Origin of the sequence: Pseudomonas sp. K8 (assembly GCF_014889455.1) — a bacterium.
Classification (GTDB): domain Bacteria; phylum Pseudomonadota; class Gammaproteobacteria; order Pseudomonadales; family Pseudomonadaceae; genus Aquipseudomonas; species Aquipseudomonas veronii.
This window is the reverse complement of record NZ_VJWO01000027.1, coordinates 1-15,501: the sequence shown is the minus strand read 5'-3', so window position 1 is coordinate 15,501 and position 15,501 is coordinate 1. Positions and strand designations below refer to the sequence as shown.

General features: G+C 60.3%; 17 protein-coding genes and 1 pseudogene. 5 read left to right on the top strand and 13 right to left on the bottom strand.

What is annotated here, in order from left to right; translation table 11 throughout:
• Positions 1 to 3 precede the first annotated feature (3 nt).
• A complete protein-coding gene (locus INT12_RS18215) occupies positions 4 to 696 on the bottom strand; it encodes an NUDIX hydrolase (protein ID WP_193039902.1) in 693 nt (230 codons plus the stop codon).
• A 145-nt stretch (positions 697 to 841) separates the two neighbouring features.
• On the opposite strand from INT12_RS18215, the gene INT12_RS18210 reads away from it, so the two are divergent.
• The 3 genes from INT12_RS18210 to nadE (INT12_RS18200) are packed head-to-tail and all read left to right on the top strand — an operon-like array spanning position 842 to position 3,532.
• Positions 842 to 1,489 (top strand): nicotinamidase, encoded by a 648-nt coding sequence (locus INT12_RS18210; protein WP_104903391.1) that lies wholly within the window; start codon positions 842 to 844, stop codon positions 1,487 to 1,489.
• Between the two features lie 11 nt (positions 1,490 to 1,500).
• Positions 1,501 to 2,718: a nicotinate phosphoribosyltransferase gene (pncB, locus tag INT12_RS18205; protein WP_046488396.1), complete on the top strand. Its 1,218-nt coding sequence runs from the start codon at positions 1,501 to 1,503 to the stop codon at positions 2,716 to 2,718.
• Between the two features lies 1 nt (position 2,719).
• Positions 2,720 to 3,532, top strand: coding sequence for an ammonia-dependent NAD(+) synthetase (gene nadE / locus INT12_RS18200; RefSeq protein WP_193039901.1), 813 nt, complete (start codon positions 2,720 to 2,722; stop codon positions 3,530 to 3,532).
• 186 nt (positions 3,533 to 3,718) lie between these two features.
• On the opposite strand, the gene INT12_RS18195 is transcribed toward nadE (INT12_RS18200), so the two are convergent.
• Together INT12_RS18195 and INT12_RS18190 are read right to left on the bottom strand one after the other, a co-directional pair.
• Positions 3,719 to 4,807, bottom strand: coding sequence for a DUF3396 domain-containing protein (locus INT12_RS18195; RefSeq protein ID WP_193039900.1), 1,089 nt, complete (start codon positions 4,805 to 4,807; stop codon positions 3,719 to 3,721).
• A 15-nt stretch (positions 4,808 to 4,822) separates the two neighbouring features.
• Positions 4,823 to 5,104, bottom strand: coding sequence for a hypothetical protein (locus INT12_RS18190; protein ID WP_226926239.1), 282 nt, complete (start codon positions 5,102 to 5,104; stop codon positions 4,823 to 4,825).
• 7 nt (positions 5,105 to 5,111) lie between these two features.
• On the opposite strand from INT12_RS18190, the pseudogene nadE (INT12_RS18185) reads away from it, so the two are divergent.
• A pseudogene (gene nadE / locus INT12_RS18185) lies at positions 5,112 to 5,432 on the top strand (NAD(+) synthase); the annotation flags it as partial.
• Between the two features lie 21 nt (positions 5,433 to 5,453).
• Here the strand turns inward: nadE (INT12_RS18185) and INT12_RS18180 are convergent.
• Genes INT12_RS18180 through INT12_RS18170 form a run of 3 tightly spaced genes read right to left on the bottom strand, consistent with a single transcriptional unit; the run spans position 5,454 to position 7,774 of the window.
• Positions 5,454 to 6,542 carry a DUF3396 domain-containing protein gene (locus tag INT12_RS18180; protein WP_193039899.1) on the bottom strand — a complete coding sequence of 363 codons (1,089 nt, stop codon included), beginning with the start codon at positions 6,540 to 6,542 and terminating at the stop codon, positions 5,454 to 5,456.
• 15 nt (positions 6,543 to 6,557) lie between these two features.
• Positions 6,558 to 7,259, bottom strand: coding sequence for a VRR-NUC domain-containing protein (locus INT12_RS18175; protein WP_193039898.1), 702 nt, complete (start codon positions 7,257 to 7,259; stop codon positions 6,558 to 6,560).
• On the bottom strand, positions 7,256 to 7,774 hold the full coding sequence (locus tag INT12_RS18170) for a PAAR domain-containing protein (protein ID WP_102617906.1): 519 nt from the start codon (positions 7,772 to 7,774) through the stop codon (positions 7,256 to 7,258). The genes INT12_RS18175 and INT12_RS18170 overlap by 4 nt, the downstream gene beginning before the upstream one ends.
• A 551-nt stretch (positions 7,775 to 8,325) precedes the next feature.
• Between INT12_RS18170 and INT12_RS31325 the strand changes: the two genes are divergently transcribed.
• Entirely contained in the window at positions 8,326 to 8,589 is a 264-nt protein-coding gene (locus INT12_RS31325) for a hypothetical protein (protein ID WP_226926238.1), read from the top strand.
• 228 nt (positions 8,590 to 8,817) lie between these two features.
• On the opposite strand, the gene INT12_RS18160 is transcribed toward INT12_RS31325, so the two are convergent.
• The 7 genes from INT12_RS18160 to INT12_RS18130 are packed head-to-tail and all read right to left on the bottom strand — an operon-like array spanning position 8,818 to position 15,257.
• Positions 8,818 to 9,849, bottom strand: a complete 1,032-nt coding sequence (locus tag INT12_RS18160; protein ID WP_079443607.1) for an ABC transporter substrate-binding protein — start codon at positions 9,847 to 9,849, stop codon at positions 8,818 to 8,820.
• Between the two features lie 14 nt (positions 9,850 to 9,863).
• Positions 9,864 to 10,961 carry an NAD(P)/FAD-dependent oxidoreductase gene (locus INT12_RS18155; protein WP_193058963.1) on the bottom strand — a complete coding sequence of 366 codons (1,098 nt, stop codon included), beginning with the start codon at positions 10,959 to 10,961 and terminating at the stop codon, positions 9,864 to 9,866.
• Complete coding sequence (locus tag INT12_RS18150) at positions 10,958 to 12,301, bottom strand: NAD(P)/FAD-dependent oxidoreductase (RefSeq protein WP_193041084.1); 1,344 nt, start codon at positions 12,299 to 12,301, stop codon at positions 10,958 to 10,960. The genes INT12_RS18155 and INT12_RS18150 overlap by 4 nt, the downstream gene beginning before the upstream one ends.
• Complete coding sequence (locus INT12_RS18145; RefSeq protein ID WP_046383765.1) at positions 12,298 to 12,588, bottom strand: (2Fe-2S)-binding protein; 291 nt, start codon at positions 12,586 to 12,588, stop codon at positions 12,298 to 12,300. The genes INT12_RS18150 and INT12_RS18145 overlap by 4 nt, the downstream gene beginning before the upstream one ends.
• A complete protein-coding gene (locus INT12_RS18140; RefSeq protein WP_102617903.1) occupies positions 12,588 to 13,382 on the bottom strand; it encodes an ABC transporter permease in 795 nt (264 codons plus the stop codon). Before INT12_RS18140 ends, INT12_RS18145 begins: the two co-directional genes overlap by 1 nt.
• Before the next feature lie 4 nt (positions 13,383 to 13,386).
• Positions 13,387 to 14,232: an ABC transporter permease gene (locus INT12_RS18135; RefSeq protein WP_046383763.1), complete on the bottom strand. Its 846-nt coding sequence runs from the start codon at positions 14,230 to 14,232 to the stop codon at positions 13,387 to 13,389.
• The gene (locus tag INT12_RS18130) at positions 14,229 to 15,257 is read right to left on the bottom strand and encodes an ABC transporter ATP-binding protein (RefSeq protein ID WP_193041085.1); all 1,029 of its coding nucleotides are present in this window, start codon (positions 15,255 to 15,257) and stop codon (positions 14,229 to 14,231) included. Before INT12_RS18130 ends, INT12_RS18135 begins: the two co-directional genes overlap by 4 nt.
• Positions 15,258 to 15,501 lie beyond the last annotated feature (244 nt).

The window sequence follows — 15,501 nt, the reverse complement described above, 5'->3', positions numbered from 1 at the left end:
GAGCTAGTCGGCAAAACTGCGATCGAAGAAATAAACCTTCCCAGGCTTCAAGTTCTCCATCGTCGCCTGGGGCCTGCCGCCTTCGCCTTGTTTCTTGCGCCCCGTTTCCCGCAAATACCCCTGCTCAGTCAGCTTCAGCAAACGCTGGCGAATGCTGGTCTTCAACACCGGCCGCGCGAGCACCAGTGAGAAGATCGCCGTCGCTTCCGGCGCGCTGAATTCCTGGCCCAGGAACATCAGCGGCAAGCTGCTGTACAGCGACTTGGACAGTAACCGCTCCTGCACGGCGGCCACGATGGTGTTGTGATCGAACGGCAACTTGATGCGGCCGTCGGCTACCGCATCCAGCGAAAACCAGCCTTGATGCTCGCCCAGTGTCACCTCATCCGCGATGATCGCCAGGTAGAACGTGGACGACGACCAGCAACGCGGGTCGCGGAACGCGTCGCCCACCGTACCTACTTGCTCGCTCCACACCAGGTCGAGGCCGACTTTGTCACTCGCACGCAGGCGCTCCACGGCATCCGTGAGGCTCAGGTCCTGCACGCCGCCATTCACCACCACACCCGGCAGGGCCCAATGCCCGGCGAAGGGTTCGGCGTCGCGCTTGTTCAGCAGCAGCTTCAGTTCCCCTGCCGCGCGGCAGTAGAACAGCACGCACAGGTCGACGGTGTGGAGGTAGGCGCTAAGTGGCATGTGCAGTCCTTCTAAACAGCGGGGGGCACAGTCTAACGGATCGAACAAATATGTCATGTACTGACTAAAGCCTAGATAAACAAATCTTTCTTGCAATGAAAGTACATGACGTGTACTTTTGTTTTCAGGCCACAGGAGACCCGCCATGACCCTCTCGAAACATGCCATCGCTTCATTCGACGTCGACGCCCAGAAGAGCTTTACGCCGCTGTGCCCCAACGAATTGCCAGTGGCCGAAGGGGACCTCATCGGTGCCGAACTCAACTACATGGCCAGCCTCGCGGGCTACCGTGTCGGCAGCAAGGACGCCCACACTCCGCATGCGCCGTGGGTGGTCAAGCAACACAGCGAGATGCTGCAACCCACCGGCCTGGCTCACGCCGATGTCACCTGGGTCAGCCACTGCGTGCCGGGCACCGAGGGCTTCACCCTGCTCGACGAACTGCCCGCCCCGTATGACTACGATTACTTCATCTGGAAAGGTGTCGAACCCGACCTGCACCCTTACGGCGCCTGCTACCACGACCTGCACGACAAGCTGTCCACGGGCGTGATCGAGTACCTCAAGGCCCAGGGCGTAAGCCGCGTGATCGTCGGCGGCCTGGCCCTCGACTACTGCGTCAAGACCACCGCGTTGCAACTGCTCAAGGCCGGCCTGGAAGTGGTGCTGCACCTGCCGGCGTGCCGCGGTATTACGCAGGAGGGCGGCGTACAGGCCGTCAACGAGTTGCTCAAGGCCGGTGCCGGCATCAGCCGCACCCGCGAAGAACTGGCCGCGATGGCCACGCGTTAAGGAGATACGCCATGGAAAGTGCCTACGACTACGAAACCCCGGTGATCCAGGGTTTGCTCGACACCGACTACTACACCTTCACCATGATGCAGGCTGTGTTGCACCAGCATCCGAATGTCGACGTCGAGTACAACTTCATCGTCCGTTCCAAGGAAAAACTGGGCCACTTGATCCCGCAACTGCGCGATGAACTGGAAAAACTCGCCGGCCTGCAGATGCGCGAAGGCGAGCTGCGCTTTCTGTTCAACCCACGCTTTCGCGAATACCTCACGCCGGATTATGAGCGCTTCCTCGGCCTGTTCCGCTTCAACCTGCGCTATATCCACGTCAGCGAAGTCGACGGCCAACTGAACATCCGCGTCGTCGGCCCGATGTTGCACTGCATCATGTTCGAACAGCCGGTATTGGCGCTGGTCAGCGAGCTGCGCAACCGTGACAAATACCCCGATGTGAGCCTGGAGGACGTCACCCGCAAGCTCTACCAGAAATTCGACTGGCTGGAGAAAAACCTCAGCCGCGACGAACTTGCCGACCTGCGCGTCTCCGACTTTTCCACGCGCCGGCGCCTGTCGTTCAAGGCCCAGCGCGAAGTGGTGGACATCATGCGCCGCGACTTCCCCGGCCAGTTCGTCGGCACCAGCAACGCGCACCTGGCCTACGCGTTCGACCTGCCGCTGATCGGCACCATGGCCCACCAATGGTTGATGGTACACCAGCAACTGGGCCGCCTGCGCGAAAGCCAGAACGCCGCCCTGGAAAACTGGGTACGTGAATACCGCGGCCGCCTGGGTATCGCCCTGACCGACTGCATCAGCACTGACTTCTTCCTGAAGGACTTCGACCTGTACTTCGCCAAGCTCTACGACGGCCTGCGCCAGGACTCCGGCGACCCTATCGTCTGGGCCGATAAAGTCCTGGCCCGCTACAAGCAACTGGGTATCGACCCGATGACCAAGGACCTGATGTTCTCCGACGGCCTGAACTTCGAGAAATGCCTGCCGATCCTGCGCCACGTGCGCGGCAAGGCCAGGTTCGGCTTCGGCATGGGCACCAGTCTGGCCTGCGATGTGGAAGGCGTTGAGCCGCTGAGCATCGTGATGAAACTGGTGCGGGTACACGGTGAGCCGGTGGTGAAATTCTCGGATGACCCGATCAAGAATGTCTGCGAAGACGCCTCGTTTTTGCGGTACGCAACGCAAGTCTTCAACGTCGGCAGCGTGGAGGTGTGACATGCAAACCCAGGACCGTATTGCCCTGGAACTGAATATCAACCGCTCGTTGGTCAAGGGGGGAGCGCCCCGGGAAATCCAACGGCGTATCGACTTCATCAAAACCACCCTGCGCCATTCCGGTTGCAAGGCTCTGGTGCTGGGCATCAGCGGCGGCGTCGATTCGCTGACGGCCGGGCGCCTCTGCCAACTGGCGGTAGAGCAACTGCGCAGCGAAGACTACGCCGCAGGCTTTATCGCCCTGCGCTTGCCCTACAAAACCCAGGCCGACGAAAGCGACGCCCAGGCTTCCCTGGCCTTCATCACCCCCGACCACATCGACACCCTCAACATCGCCGCCAGCGTCGACGGCCTGATGGCCTGCCTCACCGCCACCGAAGCCAGCGCCGCACAGGTCGACTTCATCAAAGGCAACGTCAAGGCCCGCACCCGCATGATCGCGCAATACGCGATGGCCAACCTGCACAATGGCCTGGTGGTCGGCACCGACCACGGCGCCGAAGCATTGATGGGGTTTTTCACCAAGTTCGGCGACGGCGCGTGCGACCTGGCCCCGTTGTCGGGCCTGGCCAAGACCCAGGTGCGCCTGTTGGCCAGTGCCCTTGGGGCTCCGACGAACCTGGTGCACAAGCAGCCCACTGCCGACCTGGAAGAACTCGTACCGGGCAAACTGGATGAACATGCCTACGGCTGCACGTACGAAGAGATTGATGCGTACCTGATGGGCGAGCCAGTGAGTGAGCGGGTGAGGACGATTGTCGAAGGGGCGTACAGCAAGACAGCGCACAAACGCGCGCTGCCGATTGCTCCTTGATTTCTGCAATGCATTTTTGACACCTCTATCGCTAGGGATTGGGAGGAGGCGTGTTTGCTTGGACTTATCTACAAATGGGCTTCAAACGGGGGGAGAGGAGGATGATTGTAGAGTGGCTGCGACCAGAGGGAGCTGCGACAGCAGCCAGATTATTTGTTACGTCGGCAGCCGCGCAGTCCATCTATTCTACAAACGCCCTGGCAGAGTATTTGTAGCATCCAGGCAGGGTTCGTCGCGAAGTAACTTGGCACGCCAGCCGGGTATGTCGTCTGCATCCACATCCAAGCGCTTGAGCCACTGGTCAGCCGACCAGTCCACCAGTCGCAACTCGCCATCATGAGAGCCGCCGTGCAATGAACCTACCGTCTCGTAGCGAATGCCCTTGAGTACATGGTTCAGTAATACGTAGGCAGCGGGCTTCGGATCATCGGCATCACCGGCAAGGTACGGGTATGCACCGGCCTGAATCACGACGCCGTTACCGTAGTCATAGAAGGCAAAATGGCTTGAGGGTAGCTGCGCACGCAGCCCCTCCAGGCCGCCAACAAGATCCAGGCGCGCTTGGTCGAGCAAGGTCAGCCAACTGACCGTCTTGATTTTTGTAGGTTTGAACTCGGGGATATTGGTCAGCAGACCTGCTGTTCCCACATCCAAGCCAGGCATGCGCGCCGCCATAAAAGCTTCGGTAGGCTCGTTGCCATCTCGGTTGGTGACGGAAAGGTTGAAGGCATGTCCGGCGTAGCCCTGCTCTGGAGCCAGTCGGCGTGCTGAGTCAAGGAACAAACGCAGGAAACTGAGTGGGTTCTGCTCTTGGTACAGAAGTGGTATTGAGAACTCCAGAGCGCTTAGGTCATCTCCCATCTTTGCCTTCCATCCCCGCATACCAAAAACATCGAAGAGCCAAGCGCTGGCGTCATTTGGTTGCTTGCCACTGAGGTAGTAGAAGCTGAGAAGATCATCTTCATCCATTGCTTCGACCATATCGCGCAATGGCTTTGCGTCAGCATAAGCTGACAGCGGTTTACCCTGAGGAGGTTCTTCGCGCCAGAGCCACGTGAGGTAGGGCTCAGCCAAGCGCTTGAAATCGTCGAAGCACTGGCATAGTGACTCGCGTACCAAGCGTGTGTGCGCATCCCTGAAATAAAGCGTCCCGCGCAGACATAGCACTGCGCCAATATAGTTCTGGCTCCCGCCCTTCATTAGCAAGTGGCCGGGTATTTCCAGCAGGTGTGGTTGCTTGGCAAGTTCTTCGGCTACATTGAATTCCGGTTCCATGGGTGTTCCTTAGAATCAGTAAGCGGGGATCATTGGCCGAGGGGAGCGGCCACGCGTCAGGATAAACATCACACTCCCAGCGATGGCTGCGGCCCACCCGAGCTGCTCCACTGGCACATTGGACTGCTGATTTTCCTGGCTACAGTCGCATTCGGTGGATGTCATCTCAACGACCTTGTTTTTGTTGCCAGCAACTTTTGCATAATCCTGCACCTGCTCCACTTTCCGTGGGTCAGGTGGAAACTTCATCTCGACAACTTGTTTGATGGTGGTGTTGTCGCTGTCGGAGTTGGTCATCCTCGCCTTGGTCAACGGCCACGGGTCCCAGGCCACGGCGGCCTATGGGGCGGTGACGCAGATCGTCAGCGACCTGGCGCCGCTGTCGGGCCTGACCAAGACCCAGGTGCGCCTGTTGGCCAGTGCCCTTGGAGCCCCGACGAACCTGGTGCACAAGCAGCCCACTGCCGACCTCGAAGAACTGGCGCCGGGTAAACTGGATGAACAGGCCTATGGCTGCACGTACGAAGAGATCGATGCGTACCTGATGGGCGAGCCGGTGAGGGCGATTGTCGAAGGGGCGTACAGCAAGACAGCGCACAAGCGGGCGCTGCCGATTACTCCTTGATTTCAGCAATGCATTCTATATCTACAAGCGCCCTGGCAGAGTGTTTGTAGCATCCAGGCAGGGTTCGTCGCGAAGTAACTTGGCACGCCAGCCGGGTATGTCGTCTGCACTCACATCCAAGCGCTTGAGCCACTGGTCAGCCGACCAGTCCACCAGGCGCAACTCGCCATCATGAGAGCCACCGTGCAATGAACCCACCGTCTCGTAGCGAATGCCCTTGAGTACATGGTTCAGTAATACGTAGGCCACCGGCTTCGGATCATCGGCATCACCGCCAAGGTAGGGGTATGCGCCGGCCTGGATCACTACGCCGTTACCGTAGTCATAGAAGGCAAAATGGCTGGAGGGTAGCTGCGCACGTAGCTCCTCCAGACCGCCAACAATATCCAGGCGCGTTTGGTCGAGCAAGGTCAGCCAACTGACCGTCTTGATTTTTGTAGGTTTGAACTCGGGGATATTGACCAGCAGACCTGCTGTTCCTACATCCAATCCAGGCATGCGCGCCGCCATAAAGGCTTCGGTAGGCTCGTTGCCATCCCGGTTGGTGACGGAAAGGTTGAAGGCATGTCCCGCGTAGCCTTGTTCTGGAGCCAATCGGCGTGCTGAGTCAAGGAACAAACGCAGGAAACGGAGTGGGTTCTGCTCTTGGTACAGAAGCGGTATTGAGAACTCCAGAGCACTAAGCTCATCCCCCATCTTCGCCGCCCATCCCTGCATCCCAAAAATATCGAAGAGCCAAGCACTAGCGTCGTTGGATTGCTTGCCGCTGGTGTAGTAGAAGCTGAGGTAGTCGTCTTCATCCATTGCGCCCAGCATTTCACGCAGTGACTTTGCCTCACCATACGCTGACAGTGGTTGACCCTGTCTAGGCTCCTCACGCCAGAGCCAGGTGAGATGGGGCTCGGCTAGACGCTTGAAGTCGTCGAAGCACTTGCATAACGCTTCGCGCACCAAGGGGGTATGGGCCTCCTTGAAATACAATGTTCCTCGCAGGCAGAGTACCGCGCCGATATAGTTCTGGGCCCCGCCCTTCATCAACAGGTGGCCGGGTATTTCCAGCAGGTGTGGTTGCTTGGCAAGTTCTTCGGCTACATTGAATTCCGGTTCCATGGGTGTTCCTCCGAATCAGTAAGCGGGGATCATTGGCCGAGGGGAGCGGCCACGCGTCAGGATAAACATCACGCCACCAGCGATGGCTGCGGCCCACCCGAGCTGCTCCACTGGCACATTGGACTGCTGATTTTCCTGGCTACAGTCGCATTCGGTGGATGTCATCTCAACGACCTTGTTTTTGTTGCCAGCAATTTTTGCATAGCCCTGCGCCTGTCGCGTATCCGGTGGGTCAGGCGGAAATTTCATCTCCACCACTTGCTTGATGTTGTCTTGACTTGGTGGCTTGGTCGAGTCTTTGACGATCACCACGTCGGGCCGGCGAATCATTCCAGTCCCGGATTTGAACGGTGGATGCTCTGGGTCCTCATTCCAATACTTGTTGATCCAACCCGGTATCCAGCCATGAGGGCTGTTCCCTGTTTGGCTGTCGAGGATTGGCTGTGGTGGATTCTTGGTCATGTCGTAACTGACCTCGGGCTTATACGGACTGCGCCTCTGGAGAATCTCGTCAAGCTCCCCAAGGCGCTGGGCCACACAGCCCTGTTTGAGATGCTTGCCATCCTGGCTGATGTTGGGTGTGCTGCTGCAATAGCAAATTGCCGAGCAAAGTACGTTCTTGTCCTGGGGATCGAGCTTCGGCTTCAGGATGCCGACAGGGTTAGTTTTTCCTTCGGGGCTCATGCCACCCTGAGAAAGGCCGGGTTGATCATTCATTCTTCGCCTTCCTGCACCAAGTCAATATAGATAGACTCCGACGCAGCATGGCTAACCCACGATGTCATGCCTTCGATATTCGTGGTGTCGAGCGTGCTCCAACCGGCACTAGACCAGACCTTTACCTTGCGGCCAACAATGGGTTTGCCGGTTTCCTGATCTATGAGTTGAAAGCGTCCGGAGTAAGGGGCTGTGGAACGGCTCAATGGCACGATGGGGGTGAATGGGGTCGGTGTGAATATGTCGCCGATAATCACTGTTCCCGATCCACCGATGATCACGTTGCCATGTTCACCGACACTGCCGAGCGTTGCGGCAGGTTTTCCGTTGATAAAAACCGTCGATGATACGGCCGAGCTGATCGGGCTCCCGCAAGCAGATACATCACCTTGGCGCGCTGCGGGCAAGCCATCGAAGAAGACGTCAGGAGAACCTTCGATGATAGGGTTGGTGCCGTGCTCCGGCATTGGACATGCCGTAGGGTCAGTAACGCGGGCGGCGGGCTTTCCACTCATAATGCCTATCCTTGCAAAAGTGGTTGGAGGTCAAGAAAACGTGCTGAGTTAACGAGTCGCTTCAAAAACATATCAATTGCCATACTCGTTCCTTGTCTGATCGTTCGCCGGTAGTGACGAATGGCGTACTTTTCCTATTCCTCCGATTAACTACAAGATGCTTAGCCGAGAACGGGAAGTGCCTGTCAAGAAAAAGGAAAATTTCCTACATTGTTGCGGGATATTGAGTCTTTACGCTCTGCACTCTTATGAGTTCGGGAGTAAAGGAATGGCAGTTGGCATATTCAAGGATGTTTCCCCTGCACTCATCTCACTACCCGTGAGTGCATTGAAGGCAATATCAATCTGCGTCGGCTGTTTGCTTCCATCGATGCCGATCCGGCGATTGCCGGGGCAGGGGTGATTTGCCAAAGAGGTTCGCCCAAGTCGAGCTGCGACAAGCAACTCTCGTTCAAAACAAGGATGTGGTGGGGCTCACCGGTCGCGATAGGCAGCGCCATGACCGGTAACTTTCGAACAACCGCAGTGGGGCTCTACGAGGAGTTTGACGAATGATATTTCTGATGAGCCTGGAGGAGCTTTGGCGTCTTCTGAAATGTTATTTTCCGGTCTTTGCTGCGGCAAACTTTTCTCAGCTATTTGCTTTGGCAATTGGCATTCCGATGATGTTTGACCGTTACTTCGGCGCTTTGCCCGTTAACGTAAATCTCAAATACACATTTTTTTTACTATCGGCTCCGCCGTTCCTATTGCTCACTGCAACTTCATGGTCGTCCGTGGCTATCCAGGCTGGATATGGATCCCTGTCATCTTGATGCTCTTGTGCTTGCTGGGCGTTTTACCCACCATCGAATATGGGCCCCACAAAGTACTTTATGCATCAGGCATTCTGTTCCCGCTGCTGGCTCTATTACTGCTCAACAGCAAACGCCACCGCGAAGCCCGCAACGAATGGGTAAAACTGCGCCAAAAACGCCAGCGCATCAGTAGGATAATCCGTACCCAGCGCCAAAGAGTTCGGCGCCGAGCAGGCTGATGAAACGCTACCGCTCAATCGACCGACTCCACCGCGCATTCCACTCCGGCCGCGCCTGGTTCACCTGGTCCCAATCAATCGAAATCGCCGTCTGCAAATAACCCTGCATCGCCTCCACTCGGGCGCGGGTCTTGTCGCTGGTGGGCGTGGTCGGGTTTGACGGGATCTGATCACCTTCCTCCAGCGCCGGCGCCTGGGCTTCGGCGGTCAGCAGGAAGGCCGCGAGTTTCTGTGCCAGTTCCGGTTGGTCGTTGCGTGCGATCACGCATTCGGCCACGTTCAGTACCACGGCGCCTTCCTTGGGTTGCGCGTATTCCATCGGCACGCCGAGCAGTTTCTGGGTAGCGACCTGGGTCGGGGTGAGGGGGAAGATCGCCGCTTCGTCGGTTTGCACCATCTCGGAGATTTTCGCGGAGCTGGCGATGTACTCCAGCACGTTGGGGCCGACGGTTTTGGGCCAGGCCTTGAAGCCCGGTTCCACGTTGGTCTCTGAGCCACCCTGGAGGCGGTTGAACATCAGGAAGCCGTGCAGGCCGAAGGTCGATGAGGCCAGGGACTGGAACACCACTTTGTCCTTGAAGCGCGGGTCGGCCAGGTCCATCCACGAGGTCGGTGCAGCCCAGCCTTTCTCTTTGAACAGCCTGGCGTTGTAGCCCAGGCCGGTGACGCCGAGGGTCACGGCCACGGCTTGGTCCTTGATTTTTGCCTTGGCCGGGATCTGCTCCAGGGTCGGGCTCGGCGCCAGTTTGTCGCACAGGCCCATGGAGATGGCGCGGTACATGATGCCGTCGTCGAGGAACATCACATGCATCTGCGGGTTGTCTTTGTTGGCCTGGACCTTGGCGAGGATGTCCGACGACGTGCCGGGCACGATCACCACCTTGACGTTATTGGCCTTTTCGAACGCGGGCAGCACCTTGTCGGCATACACCCGTTCCATGGTGCCGCCGTTCATGCCCAGGTACAGCGTCGGGGCCGCATGGGCGGTGGAGGCGAGCAGAGCGAGGGACAAGCAGGACAGCGCAATACGAGTATTCATGGATGTTTTTCCTCTCAGGCTTGGAAACGACGGATGGAAAACGCTTCGATGGGTTGCCGGCTGGCCCCTGTGCAGACGATCTCTGCCAGGGCTTCACCGACCGCCGGGCCCAGCTGGAACCCGGCGCCGGCAAAGCCGAAACCGTGGAGCAGGCCAGGCCGGGTGCTGCTGGGGCCGATCACCGGTTCATGATCGGGTAGGTAACCTTCGGTGCCGCTCCAGGTGCGAATCGCCTGGGCACCCTTGAGAAACGGGTACAGCTCGCCGGCATGGCGTAGAATCTCCAGCACCGCCGCTTGCCCGGGCCGCGCCTGCCGGGGACCAAGCGCAAAGCCGCGACCGCCGCCGAGGATGCAATTGCCCCGGGCCACCTGGCGCGCATAAATCCCGCCGCCTTCGACACCGGTGCTGACGTTCATCACCACGGCCAGCGGCTCGGTGACCAGCATGGCCGGGTGCGCAGATGTCATGGGGACCGGCTCGCCGAATTGCGCGGCGACGGTCCCTGCCCAGGCGCCGGCGCAATTGAGCAGCCATGGCGCCTGCAGGTGCAGGCCGTTGGCGCAATCCACCTGGAACTGGCGGCTGTCATGTTCGATGCGGATCACCGCGGCCTGCTCGTAGACACACGCGCCAAGGCGTTGCGCGGCACGGGCGAAGGCGGGGGATACCAGGCGCGGGTTGGCATGGCCATCTTCGGGGCATAACGACGCACCCACTGCGATATCCCCGACCCACGGAAAACGTGCGCGCAGTTCGGCGTAATCGAGCAACTGCAAGCCCAGGCCAAAGCCCCGCGTGTGTTCGGCATACGCCTGCAACGCGGCGAAATCCCCATGACTGCGCGCCAGTTTCAAATGCCCGGAGCGCACGTATTCGCCGTCGATACCGATCAAGCCGGGCAGGTCGGCCCACAATTGATGGGCGCGCTGCGACAACGGCAACTGATGCAACGGGCGTCCCTGGCGCCGCACGCCGCCATAATTCACGCCACTGGAGTGCGAGCCGCAGAAGTCCCGTTCCACCAACGCCACACGCTGACCTTTGTGCGCCAGCATCATGGCCGCCGACGCACCGACAATCCCGCCGCCGAGGACGATGACGTCGATCATGGCTGCACCTCCACGCCAAACGGTAGCGGCTTGATCGGGGCCTGGCCGCGCAAACGCCCGACGTCTTCTATCCCGCGACCGCTGCGCTCGGCGACGACTTCAGCCGCCGCCAGCCCGCACATGCGCCCCTGGCAGCGGCCCATGCCCACCCGGCAATGGGCCTTGACCCGATTGATTTCCCAATGACCTTCGTCCACCACGGTGCGGATATCGCCAACCCGGACTTCTTCACAGCGACACAGCATCAAGTCGTCCGGCGCCTGCGCGGCCCAGTCTGCCGGGAAGGGAAACGCAGTCTCCAGGCCCTGGCGAAAGCGCTGGATGCGCGCCAATTGCCGCTCAAGCAGGGCCGGGCGCTGATGATCGATCGCGACGCCTGCGTCTTCCAGCACCGCCAACGCCGCCCGCTCACCGGCCATCTGCGCGGCATCGGCACCCATGATCCCGGCACCGTCGCCCGCCAGGTACACACCGTCGACGCTGCTGCGCCCGGCACAGTCCCGTTGCGGCAACCACGCACGGTTCAAGGCATTCCAGGCAAATTCACAACCGAGCAGGTCTGCCAACTGCGTTTCGCTGCGCAGCGCATGGGCGAAGGCCACGGCGTCGCAGGCCAGGGTGTGCTTGCGCCAACGTATGCCGCTGACCCGTTGTTCACCGTCGATCTGCTGCAGCGTCACGCCCTGATGCACGGGAACGCCATGGGCCGTGAGCCAGGCGCGGTAATACAAGCCCTTGGCCAAGGTCGCCGGTTGTCCGAGCAGCGCCGGCAAGGCGCGGCATTGGGCGCTGAACGGCGCGCTGTCGAGCACGGCGACCACATCGGCGCCGGCCTTGGCGTATTGATACGCCACCAGATACAGCAACGGCCCGCTGCCACAAAACGCCACGCGTTCGCCGATGGCGCAACCTTGGTACTTCAAGGCGATTTGCGCCGCACCCAGGCTGTAGACACCGGGCAAGGTCCAGCCCGGCACCGGCAGGATACGGTCGGTGGCGCCGGTGGCGACGATGATCCGCGAATACTCGACACTGGCTGCGTGACCGTTGCTCAACAAGTCCAGGCGCCGATCCTCGGCATTCCACACCAGGGTTTCGGGGCGGTAGTCGATCAGCGGCGCCAGTTCATCCAGGGTGCGATGCACGGCCTCGGCCTTACCCGCCTCAAATCCGTATATTTGCCTGGCGGTACGTTGGAAGCCTGGGGGTTGGCGGCGATAGATCTGCCCGCCGCCGCGCAGGCTTTCGTCCACCAGGCAAGGCGTTACGCCGTGGTCGAACAGGGTGCGCGCGGCACTGATTCCTGCCGGGCCTGCGCCCACGATCACCACCGGCTTCATAGCTGGCGCCCCGGGTCGCGGCTGATCGCCTGGCCTTCTTCCAGCAGGGTCGAACAGGCGCGCACGCGTTGTCCGTCCGCCAGGCGCACCCAGCAGTCCTGGCAGGCGCCCATCAAGCAAAACCCGGCGCGGCGTTCGGCACTGAAATCGCTGCCGCGCAGGTGCTCGGCGCAGGTCAGTACCGCCGTCAGCAGGGTGTCGCCGAGCAAGCCTGTGGCCGGTTGCCCGTCGAGGGTAAACGCCAGGGCAGGGCGTGCGGTTTCGGTCAATCGTTTGAACAAGGCCATCAGTGTTTTCCCACCAGCACGCGATCCAGGCCGTAGACCCGGTCGAGCACAATCATGGCCGCCGCCGTGAGGGCAATCACCAGCGCCGACACTGCAGCCATCATCGGGTCGATGGATTCGGTGGCGTACACGTACATACGCACCGGCAAGGTTTGCGTGGCCGGCGAGCTGACGAAGATCGATAAGGTCACTTCGTCGAAACTGTTGATGAAGGCCAGCAACCAGCCGCCGGCCACGCCGGGCAGGATCATCGGCAACGTCACCAGGCGAAACAACGTGAAGCGTCCGGCACCGAGCGATTCGGCCGCCTGCTCGGCACTGCGATCGATCCCGATCGCTGCTGCCAATACCAGGCGCAGCACATAGGGCGTGATGATCACCACGTGCGCCAGCATCAGCCAGGTGAAGCTGCCGTTGACGCCCATCAAGGCGAACAACCGCAGCATCGCCACCCCCAACACCAAGTGCGGGATGATGATCGGCGACAGGAACAACGCACTGAAGAAGTTACGTCCCGGGAACTGATACCGGCTGATTGCAAGCGCCGCCGGCACTGCAATCAGCGTCGCCAGGGTTGCAGCGGTAAATGCCAGGATCAGGCTGTTGTAGAACGCCTGGATAAAGTCAGCACGCTCGAACACCGCGCGAAACCAGCGCAGGGAGAAGCCCGACGTGGGCAGGCTCAAGGTATTTTCCGGGGTGAAGGCCACCAGGCACACCACCACCAGCGGCGCCATCATGAACACCACTACCAGGCCGTGGAAGCCAAGGGCCAAAGGACCGTTTCTGGACATGCGCTTAAACCCCCAGGGACTTTTTGTAGCGGCCTTCGACCATGCGGTTCCAGCTCAGCATGATCAGCAGATTGACCAACAGCAGGACCACCGCGATGGTCGCGCCCATGGGCCAGTTGAGTTCCGAGAGGTACTGGTCGTACACCACGGTGGCGACCATTTTCAGGCGCCGCCCACCGAGCAGGCCGGGGATCGCAAAGGAGCTGGCGGCCAGGCCGAACACGATCAGGGTGCCGGACAGCACGCCCGGCATTACCTGGGGCAACACGATCTTGCGCATCACCGTGGCCTGGCTCGCGCCGAGCGACAAAGCCGCCTGTTCGGCCGAGGGGTCGAGCTTTTGCAGGGAGGTCCACACAGGGATGATCATGAACGGCAGCATCACGTGTACCAGCGCAATGATCACCGCGAACGGCGTGTACAACAGCTTCACCGGGCGCCCGCCCAGTGCCTGGATCACCTGGTTGACCAGCCCGTCGGCGCCGAGCAGCAGGCTCCAGCCGAACGCTCGCACCACCACCGAAATCAACAACGGCGTGAGGATCAGGATCAGGAAGATCGAGCGCCACGGCGTGCCCATGCGGCTGAGGATGTAGGCTTCGGGCACACCAATCACCACGCAGAGCAGCGTCACTAGCGCGCTGATCCAGAAGGTGCGCCAGAAGATTTCGTAGAAGTACGCGTCGCTGAACAACGCCAGGTAATGAGCCAAGGTCCACTCATCGGCCTTCACCCCCACTTGGTAGTCGAACACGTTGAACGACAGCACCAGGGTCAGGCCCAGCGGCAGAATCAGCAGCCCGGCGAACAGCAGCAACGCCGGCAGCGAGAGTAGATAGCCGCGACTCATGGGTGTACCTCATCCGCCGTCAGCACCCGCAGCAACTCGGCTTGCCAGTCCAGGCCGACTGCCGCGCCGCAATCCAGCGGCGCGCTGCCGTCGTTGCTGCGCACCACGGTGATTTCGCCCAGCGCGGTATGGATTCGGTACAGCCACTGGCTGCCGAAGAAGTAGCGGTCGAGCACCTGGCCTTGCAGGCGACCTTCGCTTGCGCCCACCAGCTGGATTTTTTCCGGGCGCAGGCTCAAGACCAGTTCGCCGTCACCCGCGGCGTGGCGCACCTGCGGGATGCCGCGTGCGTCGTAATCGCCGGCCAGCAGGTTAGCCTTGCCGACGAAGTCCGAGATAAAGCGCGTCCGCGGGTGTTCATACAGCTTGTAGGGCACGTCGATCTGCGTCACGCGCCCGGCCTGCATCACCACCACACGGTCGCTGATGGACAGCGCCTCGGCCTGGTCATGAGTGACCATCAGGGTGGTGATGCCCACCGCGTGCTGGATGCGGCGGATTTCAAACTGCATCTCTTCGCGCAGGTTCGCGTCGAGGTTGGACAGCGGCTCATCCAGCAACAATACCGGCGGTTCGATCACCAGCGCGCGCGCCAGGGCCACGCGTTGGCGCTGGCCGCCGGACAATTCCCGGGGGTAACGGTCGGCGTGGGGGGCCAGGCGCACCAGCTCCAGCACGGTCTTGACCTTGGCGGCGATCTCGGCGGCCGGCACTTTGCGCATCTTCAGGCCGAAGGCGATGTTGTCGCGCACGGTCATGTGCGGGAACAGCGCATAGCTTTGGAACACCACGCCCAGGCCACGGCTGGCGGGCTTGGCGTAGGTGATGTCGCGACCGTCGAGCAGGATCTGCCCAGCGCTCACGTCGACGAAGCCGGCGATCATTTGCAGGGTGGTGGTCTTGCCGCAGCCCGAGGGGCCGAGCAGGGAAACGAACTCGCCTTTTTCCACCGCAAGGTCAGTGGCGACCACCGCATCGACGGCGCCGTAGCGTTTGCTCAAGGCGTTGAGTTGGAGAAATGCCATGTCTGCGTTCCACCTTTTTTGAGTCGCGTCGAAACGCGCTTTTTTGTTTTGGGCAGATGCGAAAAGGGTGTTGCGGGTGCGTTGGCGCTCGATCTTGAGTCGGCTGCCGGTTGTTGTTCATTTCGCCCCTGTGGACGCAGATTAGGACGAAGACTAGGATGGGCGAAAGATAGAATTTCACTGAATGGAGTGTTTTTTTCAGTTTTATTCACTAACAAGAATTATTGATGAGATAACACGCTAT